This window comes from Streptomyces sp. NPDC048650 (assembly GCF_043199095.1).
GTDB lineage: Bacteria > Actinomycetota > Actinomycetes > Streptomycetales > Streptomycetaceae > Streptomyces.
This window is the reverse complement of the sequence record NZ_JBICVM010000002.1, coordinates 311,703-329,104: the sequence shown is the minus strand read 5'-3', so window position 1 is coordinate 329,104 and position 17,402 is coordinate 311,703. Positions and strand designations below refer to the sequence as shown.

Sequence of the window (17,402 nt, the reverse complement as noted above, 5' to 3'; positions counted from 1 at the left end):
CACCCGTACGAGGAGAACCGTGAGCGGCAAGGGCGCACCCGAACTGACCGTGAAGAACTGTGGCGACCTGCGGGTGGCCGTGATCGCCGCCCAGTGGCACGAGCAGGTGATGGACGGCCTGGTGGACGGCGCGCTGCGCGCACTGACCGAGCTCGGCATCGACGAGCCGACCCTGCTGCGGGTGCCCGGAGCGTTCGAGCTGCCGGTCGTCGCCAAGGTCCTGGCCGGCCGCGGCTACGACGCGGTGGTCGCGCTCGGCGTCGTCATCAAGGGCGGTACCCCGCACTTCGAATACGTCTGCCAGGGCGTCACCCAGGGCCTGACCCAGGTCTCGGTGGACACCGGCGTCCCCGTCGGCTTCGGCGTACTGACCTGTGACACCGAGCAGCAGGCCCTGGACCGTGCCGGCCTGGAGGGATCGCCCGAGGACAAGGGCCACGAAGCGGTCACGGCCGCGGTCGCCACCGCCGCCACGCTCCGCTCGGTCAGCGAACCCTGGCGCTGAGGGCGGCCCGCGCGTCTCCCACCACCACCCTTCGGTGGAGGCGCTGCGCGCCGCTGTGACTGCACCGCGTAGGGTAGGCGTCACCATGTCCAAGAAGACTTTCGAGGAGCTCTTCACCGAGCTCCAGCAGAAGGCCGCCAACGGCGACCCGGCCACCTCCCGTACCGCCGAGCTGGTGCAGGCCGGTGTCCATACCATCGGCAAGAAGGTCGTCGAAGAGGCCGCCGAGGTGTGGATGGCCGCGGAGTACGAATCCGACGACGCCGCCGCCGAGGAGATCTCCCAGCTCCTCTACCACCTTCAGGTGATGATGGTCGCCAAGGGAATCTCCCTCGACGACGTCTACGCCCACCTCTGATCCTTCACCCGTTCTCACCTCAACTCCCTTCAGCTGCAAAGGAAACCTGCACCCATGCTGCGCATCGCTGTCCCCAACAAGGGTTCACTGTCCGAGCCTGCGTCGGCGATGCTGCATGAGGCCGGCTACCGCCAGCGCAAGGACCGCAGGGAACTGGTCCTGGTCGACGCCGAGAACGAGGTCGAGTTCTTCTTCCTCCGCCCGCGCGACATCGCCGTCTACGTCGGCTCCGGCAAGCTGGACATCGGCATCACCGGTCGGGACCTGCTGCTGGACTCCGGCTCGCAGGCCGAGGAGATCATGCAGCTCGGCTTCGCCGGCTCGACCTTCCGCTACGCCACCCGTCCGGGCACCGCCAAGGACGTCGGCGAGTTCGGCGGCATGACCATCGCCACCTCGTTCTCCGGCCTGGTCACCCAGCACCTCGCCGACAACGGCGTGGACGCCTCCGTCGTGCACCTCGACGGCGCCGTCGAGACCGCCATCCAGCTCGGCGTCGCCGAGATCATCGCCGACGTCGTGGAGACCGGCACCACCCTGCGCAACGCCGGCCTGGAGATCATCGGTGAGCCGATCCTCAAGTCGGAGGCGGTCGTCATCCGCCGCGCCGGCGCCCCCGAGGACGACCCGAAGGTCCGCCAGTTCCTGCGCCGTATGCAGGGCGTCCTGGTGGCCCGCCGCTACGTGATGATGGACTACGACATCCGCGTCGAGCACGTCGAGAAGGCCGTCGCCCTCACCCCCGGCCTGGAGTCGCCCACCGTCTCCCCGCTGCACCACGAGGGCTGGGTCGCGGTCCGCTCGATGGTCCCGTCCAAGGAGGCCCAGCGCATCATGGACGAGCTCTACGACCTCGGCGCCCGCGCCATCCTCACCACCGGCATCCACGCCTGCCGGCTCTGACGCCCGCAGTCCCACCAGACGACGGAAGACCGACGACGTGCCCGCCGAGCCCGCCCCCGAGCCCTCGACTCCGCTCGAGCAGGGGGGACCCCCGTCCTTGCCCAGCCTCCCGGTGACCTTCCGGCCGGCCCGTACCCGGGCGGTCCTGTACTTCGCCGGCACCGCCCAGCTCGCCGTCCTGACGGTGATCGCGCTGCTGCTGCCGAAGCTGACCGGCGGCGAACGGCTCAGCTTCGTCGGCACGGGCCTGCTGATCCTGGCCGTCCTTCTGCTGCTCGCCCGCCCCAAGGTGGTCGCGCGGCAGGAGGGCATCACTGTCGTCAACCTCACCACCAAGCGCGAGCTGGCCTGGGCCCAGGTGCTGCGGGTCAACCTCCGGGCCGGCGACCCCTGGGTCCACCTCGACCTCGCCGACGGCACCAGCCTGCCTGCGATGGGCATCCAGCCGGGCATCGGCCGGGACGCGGCCATCCGCGACGCCCGCGCACTGCGCCGGCTCGCCGAGAACCACGGCGGCGTCGGCCACACGGCCGGGTGAGCCTGCCCTAATCCGGGCCCGTCTGATTACTCTGTTCCCCGGGGTGCGTCCCGCGCCCTGCCCCCGAGGGGGCCCACCGCGAACCGAGGAGTGACTCCCTCCGGCAATGGACGGATCGTCCTGTAGTACCTGCGCCGCCCCTCCCCAACCCCCGCACACCACGGAGGCGGCGGCATGACCGACCCCCTGCTGCTGCTCGCGGCGGCCCTCGTCCTGATCCTGGCCAACGGTTTCTTCGTGGCCGCCGAGTTCGGACTCGTCACCGTCGAGAAGGCGGACGCCGAACGCGCCGCGGCCGACGGCGACCGGCGCGCCGCCACCGTCGTCGCCGCACTCCGCGAACTCTCCTTCCAGCTGTCCGGCACCCAGCTGGGCATCACCATCACCTCACTGGTCGTCGGCATGCTCGCCGAGCCGGCGCTGGCCCAGCTGCTGAGCGGCCCGCTGCGCGCCGTCGGCCTGCCCGCGGCCGCGGCACCCGGCGTCGCCGTCGTCCTCGGCATGCTGCTGGCCTCCGCCGTCCAGATGGTCATCGGCGAGCTGGTGCCCAAGAACTGGGCGGTCTCCAAGCCGCTCCAGGTCGCCCGGTTCGTCGCCGGCCCGCAGAACGCCTTCTCGCGGTTCTTCCGCCCGGTGATCACCCTCCTCAACACCGTCGCCAACCGCCTCGTCCGTGCCCTGGGCGTGGAACCGACGGACGAGCTGGCCTCCGCCCGCACCCCCGGCGAACTGGTCTCGCTCGCCCGGCACTCCGCCCAGGCCGGCGCGATCGAACAGGACACCGCCGACCTGTTCGTCCGCACCCTCTCGCTGGGCGACCTGACCGCGGAGAACGTCATGACACCGCGGGTGCGGGTCAGCGCGCTGCAGGCCTCCGCGACCGCCGAGGACGTGGTGAACCTCACCCGCGCCACCGGTCTGTCCCGCTTCCCCGTCTACCGCACCCGGATCGACGAGGTCATCGGCATGGTGCACCTGAAGGACGCGCTGGCCATAGCCGCCCACGACCGGCTGCGCACACCGGCCGGCCGCATCGCGGTGCCGCCGCTGCTGGTGCCCGAGACGCTGCCGGTGCAGCCGCTGCTGGAGCGGCTGCGCAGCGAACAGCCGATCGCGGTCGTGGTCGACGAGTACGGCGGCACGGCCGGCGTGGTCACCCTGGAGGACATCATCGAGGAACTCGTCGGCGAGGTCCGCGACGAACACGACAGGGTGGACCTGCCCGAACTGGGCCAGGCCCCCGCCGAGGACGGCCGCCCCACCTGGGACGCCGACGGCGGCTGCCGGGTCGACACGCTGCGGCGGATCGGGCTGGAGGCCCCCGACGGCCCGTACGAGACGGTGGCGGGGCTGGTGGCCCACATACTCGGCAGGATCCCGGCGCCCGGTGACACCGCCGAACTCGACGGCTGGCGGCTGCGGGTCCGGCTGGTCTCGCACCACCGCGCCGAGCGGATAAGAATCGTCCGGACGGCCGCCACGGCCCCGCCCGCCGTACCGCTCGCCGCGGAGGTGGCCCGGTGACCCTGGCCCAGCTCCTCTTCGCGATACTCCTCGTGCTCGCCAACGGCTTCTTCGTCGGCGCCGAATTCGCCCTGGTCTCCGTACGCCGCAGCCAGATCGAACCGCTGGCGACGGAAGGTTCCAAACGGGCCCGCCAGGTCCTGCACGGCCTGGAGAACCTCCCGCAGATGATGGCCGCCGCGCAGTTCGGCATCACCGTCTGCTCCCTGACACTCGGCGCGGTCGCCGAACCGACCGTCGCCCACCTGCTGGAGCCGGCCTTCGAGGCGGTCCGGCTCCCCGAGGCGCTGATCCATCCCCTCGGCTATGTCATCGCGCTGGCACTGGTGGTCTTCCTCCACCTCGTCATCGGCGAGATGGTCCCCAAGAACATGGCGATGGCGGCGCCGGAGAAGACCGCCCTGTGGTTCAGCCCCGGGCTGGTCGCCTTCGCCCGGCTGTGCCGCCCGGTGACCGCCCTGCTCGGCGCCTGCGCCCGCGGTGTACTGCGGCTCTTCCGGGTCGAGCCCAAGGACGAGGTCGAGGCGGTCTTCACCAGCGAGCAGCTGACCCACCTCGTCGAGGACTCCGGCCAGGCGGGCCTGCTGGAGCCCGAGGAGCAGGAGCGTCTCTCCGACGCCCTGGAGCTCGGCAGCCGCCCCGTCACCGACGTCCTCCTCGACCGGGCGGGCCTGGTGACTGTGGACCCGACGGTGACGCCCCGCCAGGTGGAGGAGCTGACCGTCAAGACCGGCTACTCCCGCTTCCCGGTCTGCGCGCCCGGCGGCGCCTACATGGGCTACCTGCACGTCAAGGACGTCCTGGACCTGGAGGAACGGGACCGCTCGGTGCCGCAGCGCATCTGGCACCCGATGGCCACGCTGCGCGCCGAGCTGCCGCTGGACGACGCGCTCACCGCGATGCGCCGGGCGGCCTCGCACCTGGCGGCGGTCGCCGACGGCACCGGCCGGGTGCTCGGTCTGGTCGCCTTGGAGGACGTCCTGGAGATGCTGGTCGGCGAGGTCCGCGACCCGGCCCACCGCCGGGCACCGGCGGCCCGCGCCGAGCGCGTCGCCGCGCCGCGTGCACTCCCGGAGGCGGATCGGGCGCTGGCGGGCTGACCCACCCGCGCCGTCGGGGCGCGGGGCACCTGCGGCCTAGGAGTTGTTTTCACATGTCACGCCCACATCAGGAGTGATGCGAGGGTGACGGCTGCAGACCGCCTCGGGACCGTCCGAGTCCGGGGCTTCGGGCCCCCCTTTTTCGGGCCCCGGCGGCGTGCTGGTTGGTGCGGACGACGGTGGAGTCGACCGGCACGAGCCAGTCGATGTCTCCGGCTGCGTCCGCCCGGGCCCGGGCGGACGCAGAGCATCCGCTCGAAGGTGTCGTCCAGGGCCCCTCGCCGGAAGCGGGTGTGCAGCGTGGCCCACGGGCCGTACCGCTCGGGAACGTCCTGCCAAGCGGTCCCGGTGCGGAACTTCCCCACGATTCCGTTGAGCACGGTGCGGTCGTCCCACCACTTCCGGCCCCGCAGGGATTCGGGCAGCAAGTGGCCGGACGAACTTCAATCAGGATCCGGACACGTCGACAGCGATCAGATCCTGCCCAACCGAGACTCACCGAGCCTCACTCGCGCTGAAATGCATGTGTATCGGGTTTCGATATACGGGTCGGCTGAACATGGGTAATTCAGTGAATGTTGGCAGGTCAGGTCATGGCTTCCCACCTGGCGCTTTTCTCAAGGGAGAGCGGAAACCAGGCTGCAGGTGAGCGATCGCCCCGGGACGCGAACAGCGGGACGCGGGGGAGCTTTCGCGCTAGCAGACATGTCCGAAAATCGCCTGCTGGTTGCCGGGTATCTCCAGCCGCACCCTCAAGCCAGACCAAGCGGTTAGCCTCCCCCTCGCACACCACAACAGGGGGACACGTGGACGAGGGGAAGGCGGCCCTCTATGCCGCCATCATCGGCTTCGCCGCAGCCATCATCGGCGCCGCGGTCGGAGGCTGGGCCAGCTGGAGAGCAGCCAAACACAGCGCCGGCGCAACCTTGCGCGCCACAATGGAGCAGCTATCCGGGCAAGCCATCAACGAACGAAAACACTGGGTGCGACAAGAACGTCGAGCCGCCTACGCATCAGTGATCGATGCATATATGAGCCTTACGAGGGCCGCAGCGCTCCTCGCATCCGGGCTTGGAGGAGAGACCACGGAGCCATATGAGCGACAAGCCGAGCTCAGCATGGCCTGTAAAAAGCTCGCCCTCTTCGGGCCTGACTCCGTCGAAGAAGCAGCACTCGAACTGCTGAGACGTGCCGACGACAGGGTTAGGCGCCCCTTTGAGGCCGGCGTGAGCGCGAGCGGAGGTACGGCCCTCAACGTCTTCCTCACCGCATGCAAAGAAGCCTTGTCGCGAGACGACGAAGGCGACGAATGACAGAACTGACACGACCAACCCCGGCGAGGCCCTTCCGGCGCGCAAGTTCAGACGGTCACGACCGGCCGGAATACTCGCCGGCGCTTCCGCCTTCCCAGCGACGGCGTGCTCCGGCGAGGCAGCCAGCGCGCCGGAAGGCAGGAGCGCGCCCGCGGTCGCCAGGCCGGCCGAGCGACCAGCAGCACGACTCGACGCCTCTGAGACATGCGTTGTGCGGACACGGCTCTTCCTTCTCGGGTCCGACGCGTGGTTCGTCAACCAGGTCAACCAGATGGAGTCGTACCGTGCCCGGCGTGGCCCAGAAGGTTCAAGAAGGCGCTCAACGCGCTCTAGAGGTCCAGCCCCTTGGGTGGCGGCCCCTGCGGGTCGGGCCCGCGCCCGGACAGCACCTCCCCGTATGCCTGCATGAGATCGGGCAGCCGCAGTGTGGCGAGGTCGTCGCGGGTGGGGGTGCCCCGCCAGGTGGACAGTCGCAGGTCGCGGTAGGCGCAGCTCTTCTCGTACAGGGTGCGCAGGAAGCGGCCGTTGCCGAGCTCGTCGATCCAGCCCTGGTCGACGACATGGCCGCTGATGCTGCCCAGCTCGTCGCGGGCCTCGTCGTCCCAGCGGTCGCCGTTCTCGGCGGCCAGTACCTCGCCGATGGCGGTCAGTTCCAGCGGGCGGTAGCTGGGGAAGTCGACGCGGCTGGTGAAGCGGGACGACAGGCCCGGATTGGCGGCCAGCAGGCGGTCCATGCCCTCCGGGTAGCCGGCCAGGATGACGACGAGCCGGTCGCGGTTGTCCTCGGCGCGTTTGAGCAGCACCTGAAGGGCCTCGTCGCCGTAGGCGTCGCCCTTGCTGTAGCCGGAGTTGGACAGGCTGTACGCCTCGTCGACGAACAGCACCCCGCCCAGCGCCGAGTCGATCAGCTCATTGGCCTTGACCGCCGTCTGACCCAGGAACTCGCCCACCAGATCCGCGCGTTGCGCCTCCACGAGGTGGTCGCCGCCGAGCAGCCCCAGCGCGTAGAAGACCCGCCCGAGTATCCGGGCCACCGTGGTCTTGCCGGTGCCCGAGGGCCCCGAGAAGACGAAGTGCCGCTTGGGCGGCTGTACGGGAAGTCCCTGGCTCGCGCGCAGCCGGGCCATCCGCAGCTGGGCCGACAGCGCCCGCACCTGCCGTTTGACCGGCTCCATGCCGACCATCCGCTCCAGCTCGGCCAGTGCCTTCTCCAGCAGAACGGGATCGGCGGGGCCGGTGGGCAGCCGCTCGGGGCCGCGTGGGCCCGGCGCCGCGGCCTTGAGCCGGGCGGTGGTGCCGCTCGCCGGTGGCGGGCCGGCCCGGTCGGGATCCGGTGCCTGCGGCCCGTCCGGCTCGCCGGTCGCCAGCAGTTCGCGGCCGTCCACGGTGTCGAGCGGGGCGAGCGGGTCCAGATCGCCGGCCGCCTCCTGGCCGGCGCCGGAGGCGGAGACCGTGGCAAGTCCGGGGCCGTCGTCCAGGCCGTCCGCCTCGGCGATGGCGGCCAGGCGGGCCGCGGTGTCCATGAACGCCCGGTCGATGCGGTGGACGGCGCGGTAGAGGGGGAGGGCCGCGGCGCTGCGGCCGGTGCCCTCATGGGCGCGGGCGAGCCAGTAGCGCAGTTCCTTGCGCTGCGGCTGCTCGCTGCGGCAGCGCATCAGCGCGGTGGCCAGTAGCGGCTCGGCCTGCCCGTACATCTCCAGCCGCACCCGCGCCATGCCGCCGAACAGCCCCGCCTCGATGCCCAGCACCGGGTCGGCCAGCAGCGGTTCGGCGTGTCGGACGAGCTGGTCCCAGTCCTTGACGAGGTAGGCGCGGCAGGCGTGCAGAAAACGGACCTGGGGGTCGGTGTCGACCGGCGGGCAGCCGGCCAGTGCCTGGTCCAGCTCGGCGACATGGCGGCCGTCCAGCCAGTGGGAGGCGTGTGCGAGCAGCAGGTCGCGGCCGGTCTCCAGCACCGGCTGGACCCACCAGCCCAGCCAGTACCAGGAGTTGAGGGTGCGGTGGTGGCGGGCGCGCTGTTCGCCGAAGCGCTCGCGGTGCTGGTGCATGCGCAGCAGCGCGATGGAGGTGTCGGCACGCAGTGCGTGCAGGCCGAGCCAGGCGTCGGCCATCGTGGGATCGAGCCCGACCGCGGCCCGGAACTCCTCCTCGGCCTGCGGATACGCGCCCACGGTGTAGGCGTCGACCGCGCGCAGCCAGGCGAGTTCGGCCGGGGCCGGTGGGCCCTGCGTGCCGAAATCCATCCCGTCCCCCCACAAAACGTCCCCCCGAGGTGTGCACCGCCGGGCGTGTGCCGGGCCGCGGCCGCCCGAACCGGCACATGGTGGGCGGGAGTTGTCCCTCGCCGCGCACACAGCGGTCCGGGCCCTTCGGGGCACAGACCCGCATCGTACCCGCGAGATCGGTGCAGGCCGAAGAGGGCGGCACGGGGCAGAGCTGCCGGTGCGGCGGGGATCGGCGGCGCGAAGAATGCGGTGACCGAGGGTGAGGGACGGGCGCTGTGCAGGCGGTCCTCAGAGGGGATTTCGCGCAGAACGAAGCCCCCGATCACGGGGGAACAACCGGGGGCTTCGCGTCTGCAGGCGGTCCGTTGAACCGCACATTGAGAACGTAAGTCCTGTACGCCCCTTAGGTCAAGCCGAGTTGGGGCACTCGGCGGGACCCTGTCGTCGCCTCAGGGGGTGGCGGGCGCGCGCTGTTACGGAGTGTGAAATCCGGGGGCGATCAGGTCGTTCCGGATGGTCCCACGCGCACCTCGTACCCCACCGGCCCCTGATGAATCAGTAGATCGGCGCACGGGCGCGTGGGATCCGCCGCAAAGTGCGCGTGCTCCGCACGGATCCAGCCATCCCAGAAGTCCGACAGGCCTGGCCCGTCCCGGAGTTGCCCCCTTTCCCATGAGTCCTCGCGCGCCAGTTCCATCCACAGCAGGCAGGCCAGGGAGGGGCGCAGCGCGCGGCGACCCGCTCCGACGCCCTCGACCAGCACCACGGGGGCGGGCGGCACCTCCCGCCGCTCGGCGAACGCGCGCCGGACCCAGTCGTAGACCCCGTAGTGCGCGGCCTCGCCCCGGGAGAGCGGCTCCAGCACCTGCTCCCGGAACCGCCCGCCCCAGGTGAACAGCTCGTCATGGGTGGCCAGGTCGTCGGTGTGCACGACCGGCGCCCCGCCGAGGGCGTCCGCCAGATGACCGGCGAAGGTGCTCTTGCCGGACCCGGCGTGCCCGTCCACCGCGATCAGCCGGACCGGCCCACAGGAGGGCGGCAGGGCGCGTAGCCGGTCCGCGAGCGGGGTCAGGTCCTGTTCCATCGCGCCAGAGTACGTCAGTGGTCCACACCAATATTCGTCCGGCGACGCGCGCCGAACCGCTGGCCGAAGCCCATGCCGAGCGGAGATAGTTGGCCCATTGCTGTCATGCACGTGCCTGCCCGCCGTCCCGGCCCGACCCCGCGCACCCGCTCGCCCACATCCGACTGGGGGACCTCCATATGACCAGCTCCGCGCCCCGGCGTGCCGTCCTCGCCGCCGCGCTCGCCGCCGCGGCGGGCGTCGCCGCCCCCTCGGCGAACGCCGCCGAAGAGCCCCGCAAGGCCACCGGCGCGTCCGGGGGCACCGCAGCGCAGAACGCCACCGCCCGCAGATCGAAGAGCCCCGTGGACTATCACGCCTGGAGCAGCGCCGCCGACTGGCATGCCGGCAAGCACCTCGGCACCGGCCCCGCCCGCGGCGCCCGCCCCGGCATCCGCATCGCCCGCCCCCACGGCACCGTCGACTACCGGGATCCGCACACCGGCCGCACCGCCACCTGGGAGTACGCCACCTGGACAGGCCCGGCGCACACCCTCGGCGTCCCGGCCACCGAGGCCGTCGCCTCCTGGAACGCCCACACCCCGGTCGGCACCTGGATCACCGTCGCCCTGCGCGGCACCTACAGCGACGGCAGTCGGACCCCGTCGTACGTCATGGGGCACTGGACCGCGGGCGACGGCGACGGCGACATCCGGCGGACCTCCGTCGACGGCCAGAAGGACGGCAGGAGCAGCATCTCCACCGACACCTTCGCCATCGACGACCCGGCAGGCGGACTGCGGCTGGTCTCCTACGAGCTGCAGGTGACACTCCACCGCAAGCCCGGCAGCAGGCTCACCCCGACCGTATGGCGACTGGGCGCCATGGCCTCGGACCTCCCCGACCGCTTCGAGGTGCCTGCCTCCGAGCCCGGCCGGGTCGGCCGCGAGCTGGTCGTGCCGCGTTACTCGCAGGAGATCCACAAGGGGCAGTACCCGCAGTACGACAACGGGGGAGAGGCATGGTGCAGCCCCACCTCCTCCCAGATGATCATCGAGTCCTGGGGCCGCAGGCCCGCCCCCGAGGACCTGGCCTGGGTCGACCCCGACTACGCCGACCCCCAGGTCTGCCACGCGGCCCGGCAGACCTTCGACTACCAGTACGACGGCTGCGGCAACTGGCCCTTCAACGCCGCCTACGCCGCCACGTACAAGGACCTCCAGGCGGTCGTCACCCGTCTCGGCTCCCTCACCGATGTCGAGCACCTCGTTCACGCGGGCATCCCGGTCATAACGTCCCAGTCCTTCCTGAAGACCGAACTCGACGGCGCGGGGTACGGCACCGCCGGGCACCTGATGACCGTCATCGGCTTCACCCGGGACGGCGATGTGATCGCCAACGACCCGGCGTCGCCCGACGACCCGGCTGTCCGGCGCGTCTACAAGCGGCGGCAGTTCGAGAACATCTGGCTGCGGACGAAGCGCCACGACGCAAACGGCCAGGTCAAGAGCGGTAGCGGAGGCGTCTGCTACCTCTACTTCCCGGCTAAGCCGGCACCAACTCAGCACCGGGTACTCGCGGAGCTGGGAATCCGCTGAGCATGTGCACCCCGAAGGTGGCCTCGATGACCTGACGGCAGCGCTCGCTGCCGTCGGGGGTGAGGTGGCCGTAACGGTCCACCGTGATCTTGATCGAGCTGTGGCCCATCCACCGCGACACCTCATGGATGGGCACACCGTTGCTCAGGGTCACGGTGGCCCATTTGTGCCGGAGGTCGTGCGGGTTGTAGGCGGGAAGGCCGAGGCGTTTCAGGGCGCGATCCCAGGACTTACGGAAAAGGTCCGGGTAGATCATGCCTCCGACTTGATTCCGTATGGGGAGTCGTTCAATGAGCGGCTCCAGGGTGACAGGCGCAGGTATGTCATGCCACTCGCCCTCTTTCCGATGCTTCAGGGGCGCATAGAGGGCGACGTACTTGCCCGACGAATTCTTGATGGCGCACGTCTTGCCGTCGGCAACGCATGGTGCCATCGAGGATGTCTTCCGGAAATACGCCCAGCGATTCGCCGATGCGCAATCCGCAACAGGCCATAAGCCATACGGCTGGCTCCAAGCGGGGCCCAATTTCCTTAGCCACGGCTGAAACCTCTTCGTAGCTGGGGAGCGCCCTCTCATCTACTTGCATGATGGGGTTGTCGGGCTTCTCGGCCAGCTTGACTGGGTTGTCGCGGATCCTTTTGTGCCGTACGGCATGAGAGAACATCCCCGAGAGGGCAATGCGGCGGGAATCGATCGTGTTGGCCGCCGCGCCCTGCCGGCGCCAGTAGGCGTACAGCTCCTCCACGTCCGCCGCGGTGACCTGGGAAATCGTCTTCTTGCCCAGTTGCGGGAGTACGTGAAGGCGCATGATGCGCTCGTAGGACTCCGCCGTACCGGCCGCCATGCTCTTCAGTCCGAGCCAATCGGCTGCATAGCGCCGGACCGACACCTTGCCTGCATCCGGATCGACGTAGAGGTTCTCCCTTTTGTCGTTCTCGATCTTGGTCGCGAAGCCCATCGCGTCCTTCTTGCGGTCGAACGACGTCTCACGCTGCCGAGCACTACGTCCGCCGGGCTCCCGGTAGCGTACGAGCCACCGCTTGCCGGGCATGCCGGCACCCTTGTCCAGGACTGTCGCCAAATCACACCAACCCATTCGAGCTTCCCCGGCGAGTCTTCCCGATGGTGTGTGTTGTTGTAGCTCGAAATTCCGGCCGCGCCAAATGTGAGCCTCGGTAGAGAATTTGGCTGCGTGGCTACTCGGTCAAGGGCTTCAAAGTTGTTTCATTGACGACGGGGGCGCGGTCGGCGAGAGGGGCGCTCGGCTCATGCCTGGTCATCCGAAGGCGGCAAAGAGGGCGTCGCTTGGCCTTTCGCCGCGGAGCGCGTTCACGTCCACCAAGGTCTGTCATGAGAGCAGTTGGCGACGTGCCTTCACCGGACTGGCGGCTTTCGGCAGACTGTCCGCGTGGGCTGGGGTGCGACACCGATGGTGGCTGAGGTGTTCTGACGCGACCGCCGCCGTGGCTGAACGCTTCAAAGCGGCTCGGCTCTGCCGACCGATGGGGCGACTCGACGGTCTACCTGTCCAGGAACCCTCAGCGCGGGATTCGCACCGAGAATCGCTGCCGATGTGGCGCACGCAGCAGTCGTCCGTGCGCCTGCTGCGGATCGTCACCAGCCATGAGTGGTGGATCCGCCATGCTGTTGTCAGTAGTGTGCGCACACGATCGTCAGTCTTGGGGGGCACGTGATCGAACTGTCGGAGATGGTCCGCGAGTTACGCCGTGAATTGGTGGCCGCGATAGCCGAAGGGGACGGGGAGCGCCTCCGCTTCGAACTCGGCCCGGTGGAGATCGAGGCGTCTGTGTCCGTCAGCAAGGAGGCAGGGGGAGACGCCAAGCTGCGCTTCTGGATCGTGGACAGCGGGGCTGCCGCGAAGCTCGCGCGTTCCGATACCCAACGCATCACCTTCACACTGCATCCGCGGCTGACGGACTCTGGTACCTCCCCGTTGATTTCCGGTGACGATGCTCCCCACGAGCGCTGAAACGTCTTCCGAACCCGCAGCCGGTCTGGACCCCAGACGCGTGGCAGAGATCATCGTCTCCTGCGGAGACGAGGTCGGTCGCCGTGGGTCGGGGTACCTGGTTGCCATGGGCCGTGTTCTGACATCGGCCCACGTCGTCAACGATGCTCACAGCATCCATGTGAGGTTCGACGCCGATCTACCGACGGAACAGACCCATCTCGCCGAGATCGCGTGGGCTAACACTCAAGTCGACATCGCAGTGCTGTCAGTCTTGGGAGAGCAAAAACGCGTCATTTCCGACTTCGGTCGTGTCACCGAGCGGGATGCCGTCCTGCAATGCAGCGCCATGGGATTTCCCCTCTTTAAAATGCGCATAGACCATGACGGCTCCAGGTACCGGGATGCCTGTCACGCCGTTGGAACCTGCGCGGTGCTGTCGAACCGTCGAGAAGGCACCCTCGACCTCCGAGTCGCGCCCCCACAAACAGACGCTCGTACTGGGCGCTCCCCGTGGGAAGGGATGTCCGGCGCCGCGGTGTTCAGCGGCAACAGCATCATTGGCGTAGTGGCCCGCCACCATCTATCCGACGGACCTGGCCACCTGGCCGTGCTCCGCGCGGACCGCTGGCACGAGCAGCTCCCTGCCGCAGAGGCGCGGCGTCTGGAAGACACAATCGGCGCCCCACTGCTCCCAGCTCGTCTCACCGATGTCTGGTGTCGACCCCGTGCAGTGGCTCGGCGGGACAAGGGAGCTGCAGTGGGCCAGCCCTTGCAGGCCCTTCCGCACGAGCACGCCCTGGCCTTGGAGGTTCACCCGGCGATCGAGGCGGACGGGGCCCGCCAGGCACTCGGTGTCCTTCCCCCGTACCTACACCGATCTGGTGTGGATGACCGGCTGCACGAAGCGGTCTCCGACGCGCAGCGACACAGCAAGATGGTGATGCTCGTTGGCGGTTCGTCGACGGGGAAGACGTGGGCGGCTTGGGAAGCGGTTCGCTCCTGCTTACCGGATGGGTGGCGCCTGTGGCACCCGCTCACACCCGACCGACCGATCTCGGCACTCGAGGCACTTCGCGTCGGCCGAGTGGGCCCACGAACCGTCATTTGGTTGAACGAATCCCAGCTCTACCTGAGCGGACGGTCACACGGCGAGGAGGTGTCCGTCGTGTTGCAAGAGCTTCTGACCAACCATGAGGTGGCGCCCGTGCTGATCCTGGGATCCCTCTGGCCCTCCCACTGGCGAGAACTCACCGCGGTGCCAACAGAGTCAGAGTCAGGCGAACCCCCGCGTGAAGACCCCCACGCGGCCGCCCGTGTGCTGCTAAGCCAAGCTACGGTGATCAACCTTCCTGATGCGTTCGCAGAGGAAGACCTTCTGACGCACAAGCAGCTGCTCGACAGTGACCCGCGGCTTACGCAGGCTGCCACGTCAGCCGGGGGGCACATCACGCAGTTCCTCGCCGGTGCGCCGGAACTGATTCGCCGCTACCAGCAGGCGCCTCCTCCTGCACGAGCTGTTGCTTGGGCGGCCATGGACGCCCGACGGTTGGGCCACGGCCCGCGTCTGCCAAGGGAGTTCATCGAACGAGCGGCGTCGGCCTACCTCACCGATGACGAATGGGATGCTCTGGATGATGCGTGGTTTGATCAAGCGTTGGCGTACTTGGCCTCGCCTTGTCGTGGCACGAGGGGGCCGCTGAGCGCTATCCGCCCACGCCCTGGTTCCAGCGTGGCTGACGGGCGGCCGTACTACCGGCTCGCTGACTACCTGGAGCAACACGGCACTGCCGAGCGACGACATATGACGCCGCCAGCCGGCTTCTGGGAAGCCGCGTTCCACGCCGCAACTCCGCAAGACGCCCGGCACCTTGCCGATTCCGCTCGACTGCGTTGGCGACTGGCCCATGCAGCAGGTCTCTACGCACATGCTGCTAGGAATGAAGATGGGGAGGCGCTGCACGAACTTGCTGAGCTGCGCCGCCACACAGGCTGGGATCCGGACACCCACCAGCAGCTCGAAGAACGTGCCGAAGGGCTGGATCTCGGGACTGTCGTTGACTTGCTTCTCACCCCACCACGCCACGATCGCGCATACGAATCCGGCCACGAGCACGCTGGCCTTCCGGGCAGGTTGCTTCCTCAAGAAGTGCCAGCGGCGGACGGGGACCAGCAGTCCGATGCGATGTGGGCGATGCGCCGACTCGAAATACGTCAGCCGACGGAAGGACACGAGCAGGCGGCACCGCAGAGCAGGGGCGTGGTTAACGCGTCGCCCTATTCACTTGCTGAGTTCTACGACGCGCGGATGTGGCGCGACCTTGCGCCGCTGCGGGAAGCAGCTCCGGTCATGAACGATGCCGAGGATCTGGAGACCACAGCAGTCGCTGAAGGGAACACTCGGCTTCTGTTCAGCCTGGCCCTGATTAGAGAGTTGGCTGGTGATCTCGATGGTGCCGAAGCACACCTTCGCCGCGCCTTGAGGGCAGGTCACGTCCCTGCCTTGAGCGACCTGGTGCGATTACGGCGATTGGCCGGCGACCACGAAGCAGAAAACCGATTTGCCTTCGACGTTGCCCGGGCGACTGACGCGGGGAGCGCAGAGGTTCTGCCTGCTCTGGCTGCCCGTCGCATTCGGGCTGAGGGAGCCCACAGCAGCTGGACCCAGATCTGGCGCTTCGGCCTCACCGCCGAAGGAAGCGTTAGTCCACCTTGGTGACCCGCCTCTTGTCTCTAGGGCCACTTGCACGCTCACGATTTCCGCGGCCCGGCGCCAAGCGCCCGCCAACGCGATGGATTTCGGCTATCGCACGGTCTGTTCGTGGTTGGGCTGCAGCTCGGACCAAACCATCGCGTCATCTCCCGCAGCCGTCTGGTAGATCGCCACGCCTTGATGCCGGGAGCTAGCTCCTACTGCCCAGCCGGAGGCATGGAGTGCACTCCTCGGGCGAATGCGAACGGATGCTGACGAGGATGCCGTCGTGGCAAGGGCCGACAGTTGAGTACGCGAGATAACCAGGACGGATCTCGTCGTCGGCTCGGCATCGTGCACTGTGGGGTTTCCCTGCTCTGCACTGCTTATTCGGCACGAGCCATGGTGGCTCAAAGTCTCGGAGTCAGTGGATAGCCCAGCTCGTCGTGCGGTCGCCCCGTTTGAGAGTGTCCAGTCGGAAGGCGAGCTGGGACGCTGCCTCAGGGTCTCCCAGATCGGTACGGCGGATGAATGAGCCGAGCGTGTGGAGATCCCGCAGTTCGGTGAGCACCGAGAGCCCTGGCCAGTCAGTGAGGTCATAGCCGTATGCGTCGGAGAAGGCCCTTAGAAGCCATCTCATTTGGCGAGTCTGCGGTAGCAGATGAGGGTGCAGGCGATGCTGGTGAAGGCGAGGAAGTGCTCGGCTTTGCGCTCGTAGCGTCGGTGGAGACGGCGGCAGCCGGCGAGCCAGGACATGGTGCGTTCGACGGTCCAACGGTGGCGGCCCAGTCGCTGTGAGGACTCGACTCCCTTCCTCGCGATGCGGTGCTGGATGCCGCGCTGTCGTCACCATCGGCGCAGGTGGGAGTAGTCGTAGCCTTTGTCGGCATGGAGCTTGTCCGGCTTGCGTCGTCGACGCCCGCGGCGGGAGCGGATCGGCGGTATCCCTTGCACGAGGGGGATCAGGGCCTGGCTGTCGTGCAGGTTCGCCCCCGAGATTGCGACGGACAGGGGCAGACCGGTCCGCTCCGTGATCAAGTGGATCTTCGACCCGAACTTGCCTCGGTCGACAGGATTCGGACCTGTCAGGTCCCCTTTTTCAGGGCTCGCATGTTCACCGAGTCGATCGCACACCGGGACCAGTCCAACTCGCCGCGGGCGCCGAGTTCGTCGAGGACCAAGCGGTGGAGTTTGGCCCACACTCTGCCCTTCGACCACTCGGAGAAACGCCGATGAGCCGTTGCCCCCGACGGCCCGAACGACGCAGCGGGCAACTGCTGCCACGTGCAGCCTGACGTGGCCACGAACACGATCGCGGCCAGGACCTCGCGATCACCATGCCGGCGCCGCCCACCACCCTGAGGCCGCGACGGCGCCTCCGGCACCACCCGCTGGAACAACTCCCACAATTCGTCCGGCACCAGCCGCTCAACGACCTCCACCATGACCGACAGCCTACCGACCACACCAATTGAGATGGGCTCTTAGCTGGGTAGTGGTGCGACCGAAGCGGACACCCTGGAAAGTGTTGGCGAGGTCGGTCTCTCGAGGGCCGATCGCCGCCTCGTCCCAGTCGCCGAGCCGCGCGGAGCGGTGTCTCCTCCCTGGCCTGC

14 protein-coding genes and 2 pseudogenes are annotated in these 17,402 nt (G+C 68.8%); 10 read left to right on the top strand and 6 right to left on the bottom strand.

All coding sequences use genetic code 11. The annotated features are described in order from the left end of the window. Window positions 1-19: 19 nt before the first annotated feature. The 6 genes from ribH to ACGFML_RS07185 all read left to right on the top strand — a co-directional run bounded on the left by ribH (window position 20) and on the right by ACGFML_RS07185 (window position 4,928). Window positions 20-505, top strand: coding sequence for a 6,7-dimethyl-8-ribityllumazine synthase (gene ribH, locus ACGFML_RS07210; RefSeq protein WP_393540936.1), 486 nt, complete (start codon window positions 20-22; stop codon window positions 503-505). A gap of 85 nt (window positions 506-590) precedes the next feature. Next, window positions 591-863, top strand: coding sequence for a phosphoribosyl-ATP diphosphatase (locus ACGFML_RS07205; RefSeq protein WP_393540934.1), 273 nt, complete (start codon window positions 591-593; stop codon window positions 861-863). A 54-nt stretch (window positions 864-917) separates the two neighbouring features. Then, window positions 918-1,766: an ATP phosphoribosyltransferase gene (gene hisG, locus ACGFML_RS07200; RefSeq protein WP_393540932.1), complete on the top strand. Its 849-nt coding sequence runs from the start codon at window positions 918-920 to the stop codon at window positions 1,764-1,766. 97 nt (window positions 1,767-1,863) lie between these two features. After that, window positions 1,864-2,304, top strand: a complete 441-nt coding sequence (locus ACGFML_RS07195; protein WP_393540930.1) for a PH domain-containing protein — start codon at window positions 1,864-1,866, stop codon at window positions 2,302-2,304. Window positions 2,305-2,478: 174 nt separating this feature from the next. After that, the gene (locus ACGFML_RS07190) at window positions 2,479-3,828 is read left to right on the top strand and encodes a hemolysin family protein (protein WP_393540928.1); all 1,350 of its coding nucleotides are present in this window, start codon (window positions 2,479-2,481) and stop codon (window positions 3,826-3,828) included. Further along, the gene (locus tag ACGFML_RS07185) at window positions 3,825-4,928 is read left to right on the top strand and encodes a hemolysin family protein (RefSeq protein WP_393540926.1); all 1,104 of its coding nucleotides are present in this window, start codon (window positions 3,825-3,827) and stop codon (window positions 4,926-4,928) included. Before ACGFML_RS07190 ends, ACGFML_RS07185 begins: the two co-directional genes overlap by 4 nt. Window positions 4,929-5,022: 94 nt before the next feature. Here the strand turns inward: ACGFML_RS07185 and ACGFML_RS07180 are convergent. Further along, window positions 5,023-5,335, bottom strand: a pseudogene (locus tag ACGFML_RS07180) (transposase); the annotation flags it as partial. A gap of 399 nt (window positions 5,336-5,734) precedes the next feature. Between ACGFML_RS07180 and ACGFML_RS07175 the strand changes: the two are divergent. After that, complete coding sequence (locus ACGFML_RS07175; RefSeq protein ID WP_393540924.1) at window positions 5,735-6,241, top strand: hypothetical protein; 507 nt, start codon at window positions 5,735-5,737, stop codon at window positions 6,239-6,241. 329 nt (window positions 6,242-6,570) lie between these two features. Here ACGFML_RS07175 and ACGFML_RS07170 read toward each other — a convergent pair whose 3' ends face one another. Beyond that, window positions 6,571-8,484 (bottom strand): AAA family ATPase, encoded by a 1,914-nt coding sequence (locus tag ACGFML_RS07170; RefSeq protein WP_393540922.1) that lies wholly within the window; start codon window positions 8,482-8,484, stop codon window positions 6,571-6,573. A 481-nt stretch (window positions 8,485-8,965) separates the two neighbouring features. Continuing rightward, window positions 8,966-9,550 carry a uridine kinase gene (locus ACGFML_RS07165; protein ID WP_393540920.1) on the bottom strand — a complete coding sequence of 195 codons (585 nt, stop codon included), beginning with the start codon at window positions 9,548-9,550 and terminating at the stop codon, window positions 8,966-8,968. Between the two features lie 179 nt (window positions 9,551-9,729). Between ACGFML_RS07165 and ACGFML_RS07160 the strand changes: the two genes are divergently transcribed. Further along, window positions 9,730-11,127: a peptidase C39 family protein gene (locus tag ACGFML_RS07160; protein ID WP_393540919.1), complete on the top strand. Its 1,398-nt coding sequence runs from the start codon at window positions 9,730-9,732 to the stop codon at window positions 11,125-11,127. Here the strand turns inward: ACGFML_RS07160 and ACGFML_RS07155 are convergent. Both ACGFML_RS07155 and ACGFML_RS07150 read right to left on the bottom strand, forming a co-directional pair. Next, window positions 11,075-11,383 (bottom strand): tyrosine-type recombinase/integrase, encoded by a 309-nt coding sequence (locus ACGFML_RS07155; protein WP_393540917.1) that lies wholly within the window; start codon window positions 11,381-11,383, stop codon window positions 11,075-11,077. The genes ACGFML_RS07160 and ACGFML_RS07155 overlap by 53 nt on opposite strands. Before the next feature lie 67 nt (window positions 11,384-11,450). After that, on the bottom strand, window positions 11,451-12,179 hold the full coding sequence (locus ACGFML_RS07150) for a site-specific integrase (protein ID WP_393540915.1): 729 nt from the start codon (window positions 12,177-12,179) through the stop codon (window positions 11,451-11,453). A gap of 639 nt (window positions 12,180-12,818) precedes the next feature. Between ACGFML_RS07150 and ACGFML_RS07145 the strand changes: the two genes are divergently transcribed. Next, the gene (locus tag ACGFML_RS07145; RefSeq protein WP_393540913.1) at window positions 12,819-13,118 is read left to right on the top strand and encodes a trypco2 family protein; all 300 of its coding nucleotides are present in this window, start codon (window positions 12,819-12,821) and stop codon (window positions 13,116-13,118) included. A gap of 40 nt (window positions 13,119-13,158) precedes the next feature. Continuing rightward, window positions 13,159-15,816, top strand: a complete 2,658-nt coding sequence (locus ACGFML_RS07140) for a trypsin-like peptidase domain-containing protein (protein WP_393540911.1) — start codon at window positions 13,159-13,161, stop codon at window positions 15,814-15,816. Between the two features lie 609 nt (window positions 15,817-16,425). Here ACGFML_RS07140 and ACGFML_RS07135 read toward each other — a convergent pair. Continuing rightward, a pseudogene (locus ACGFML_RS07135) lies at window positions 16,426-17,234 on the bottom strand (IS5 family transposase). Between the last annotated feature and the right edge of the window lie 168 nt (window positions 17,235-17,402).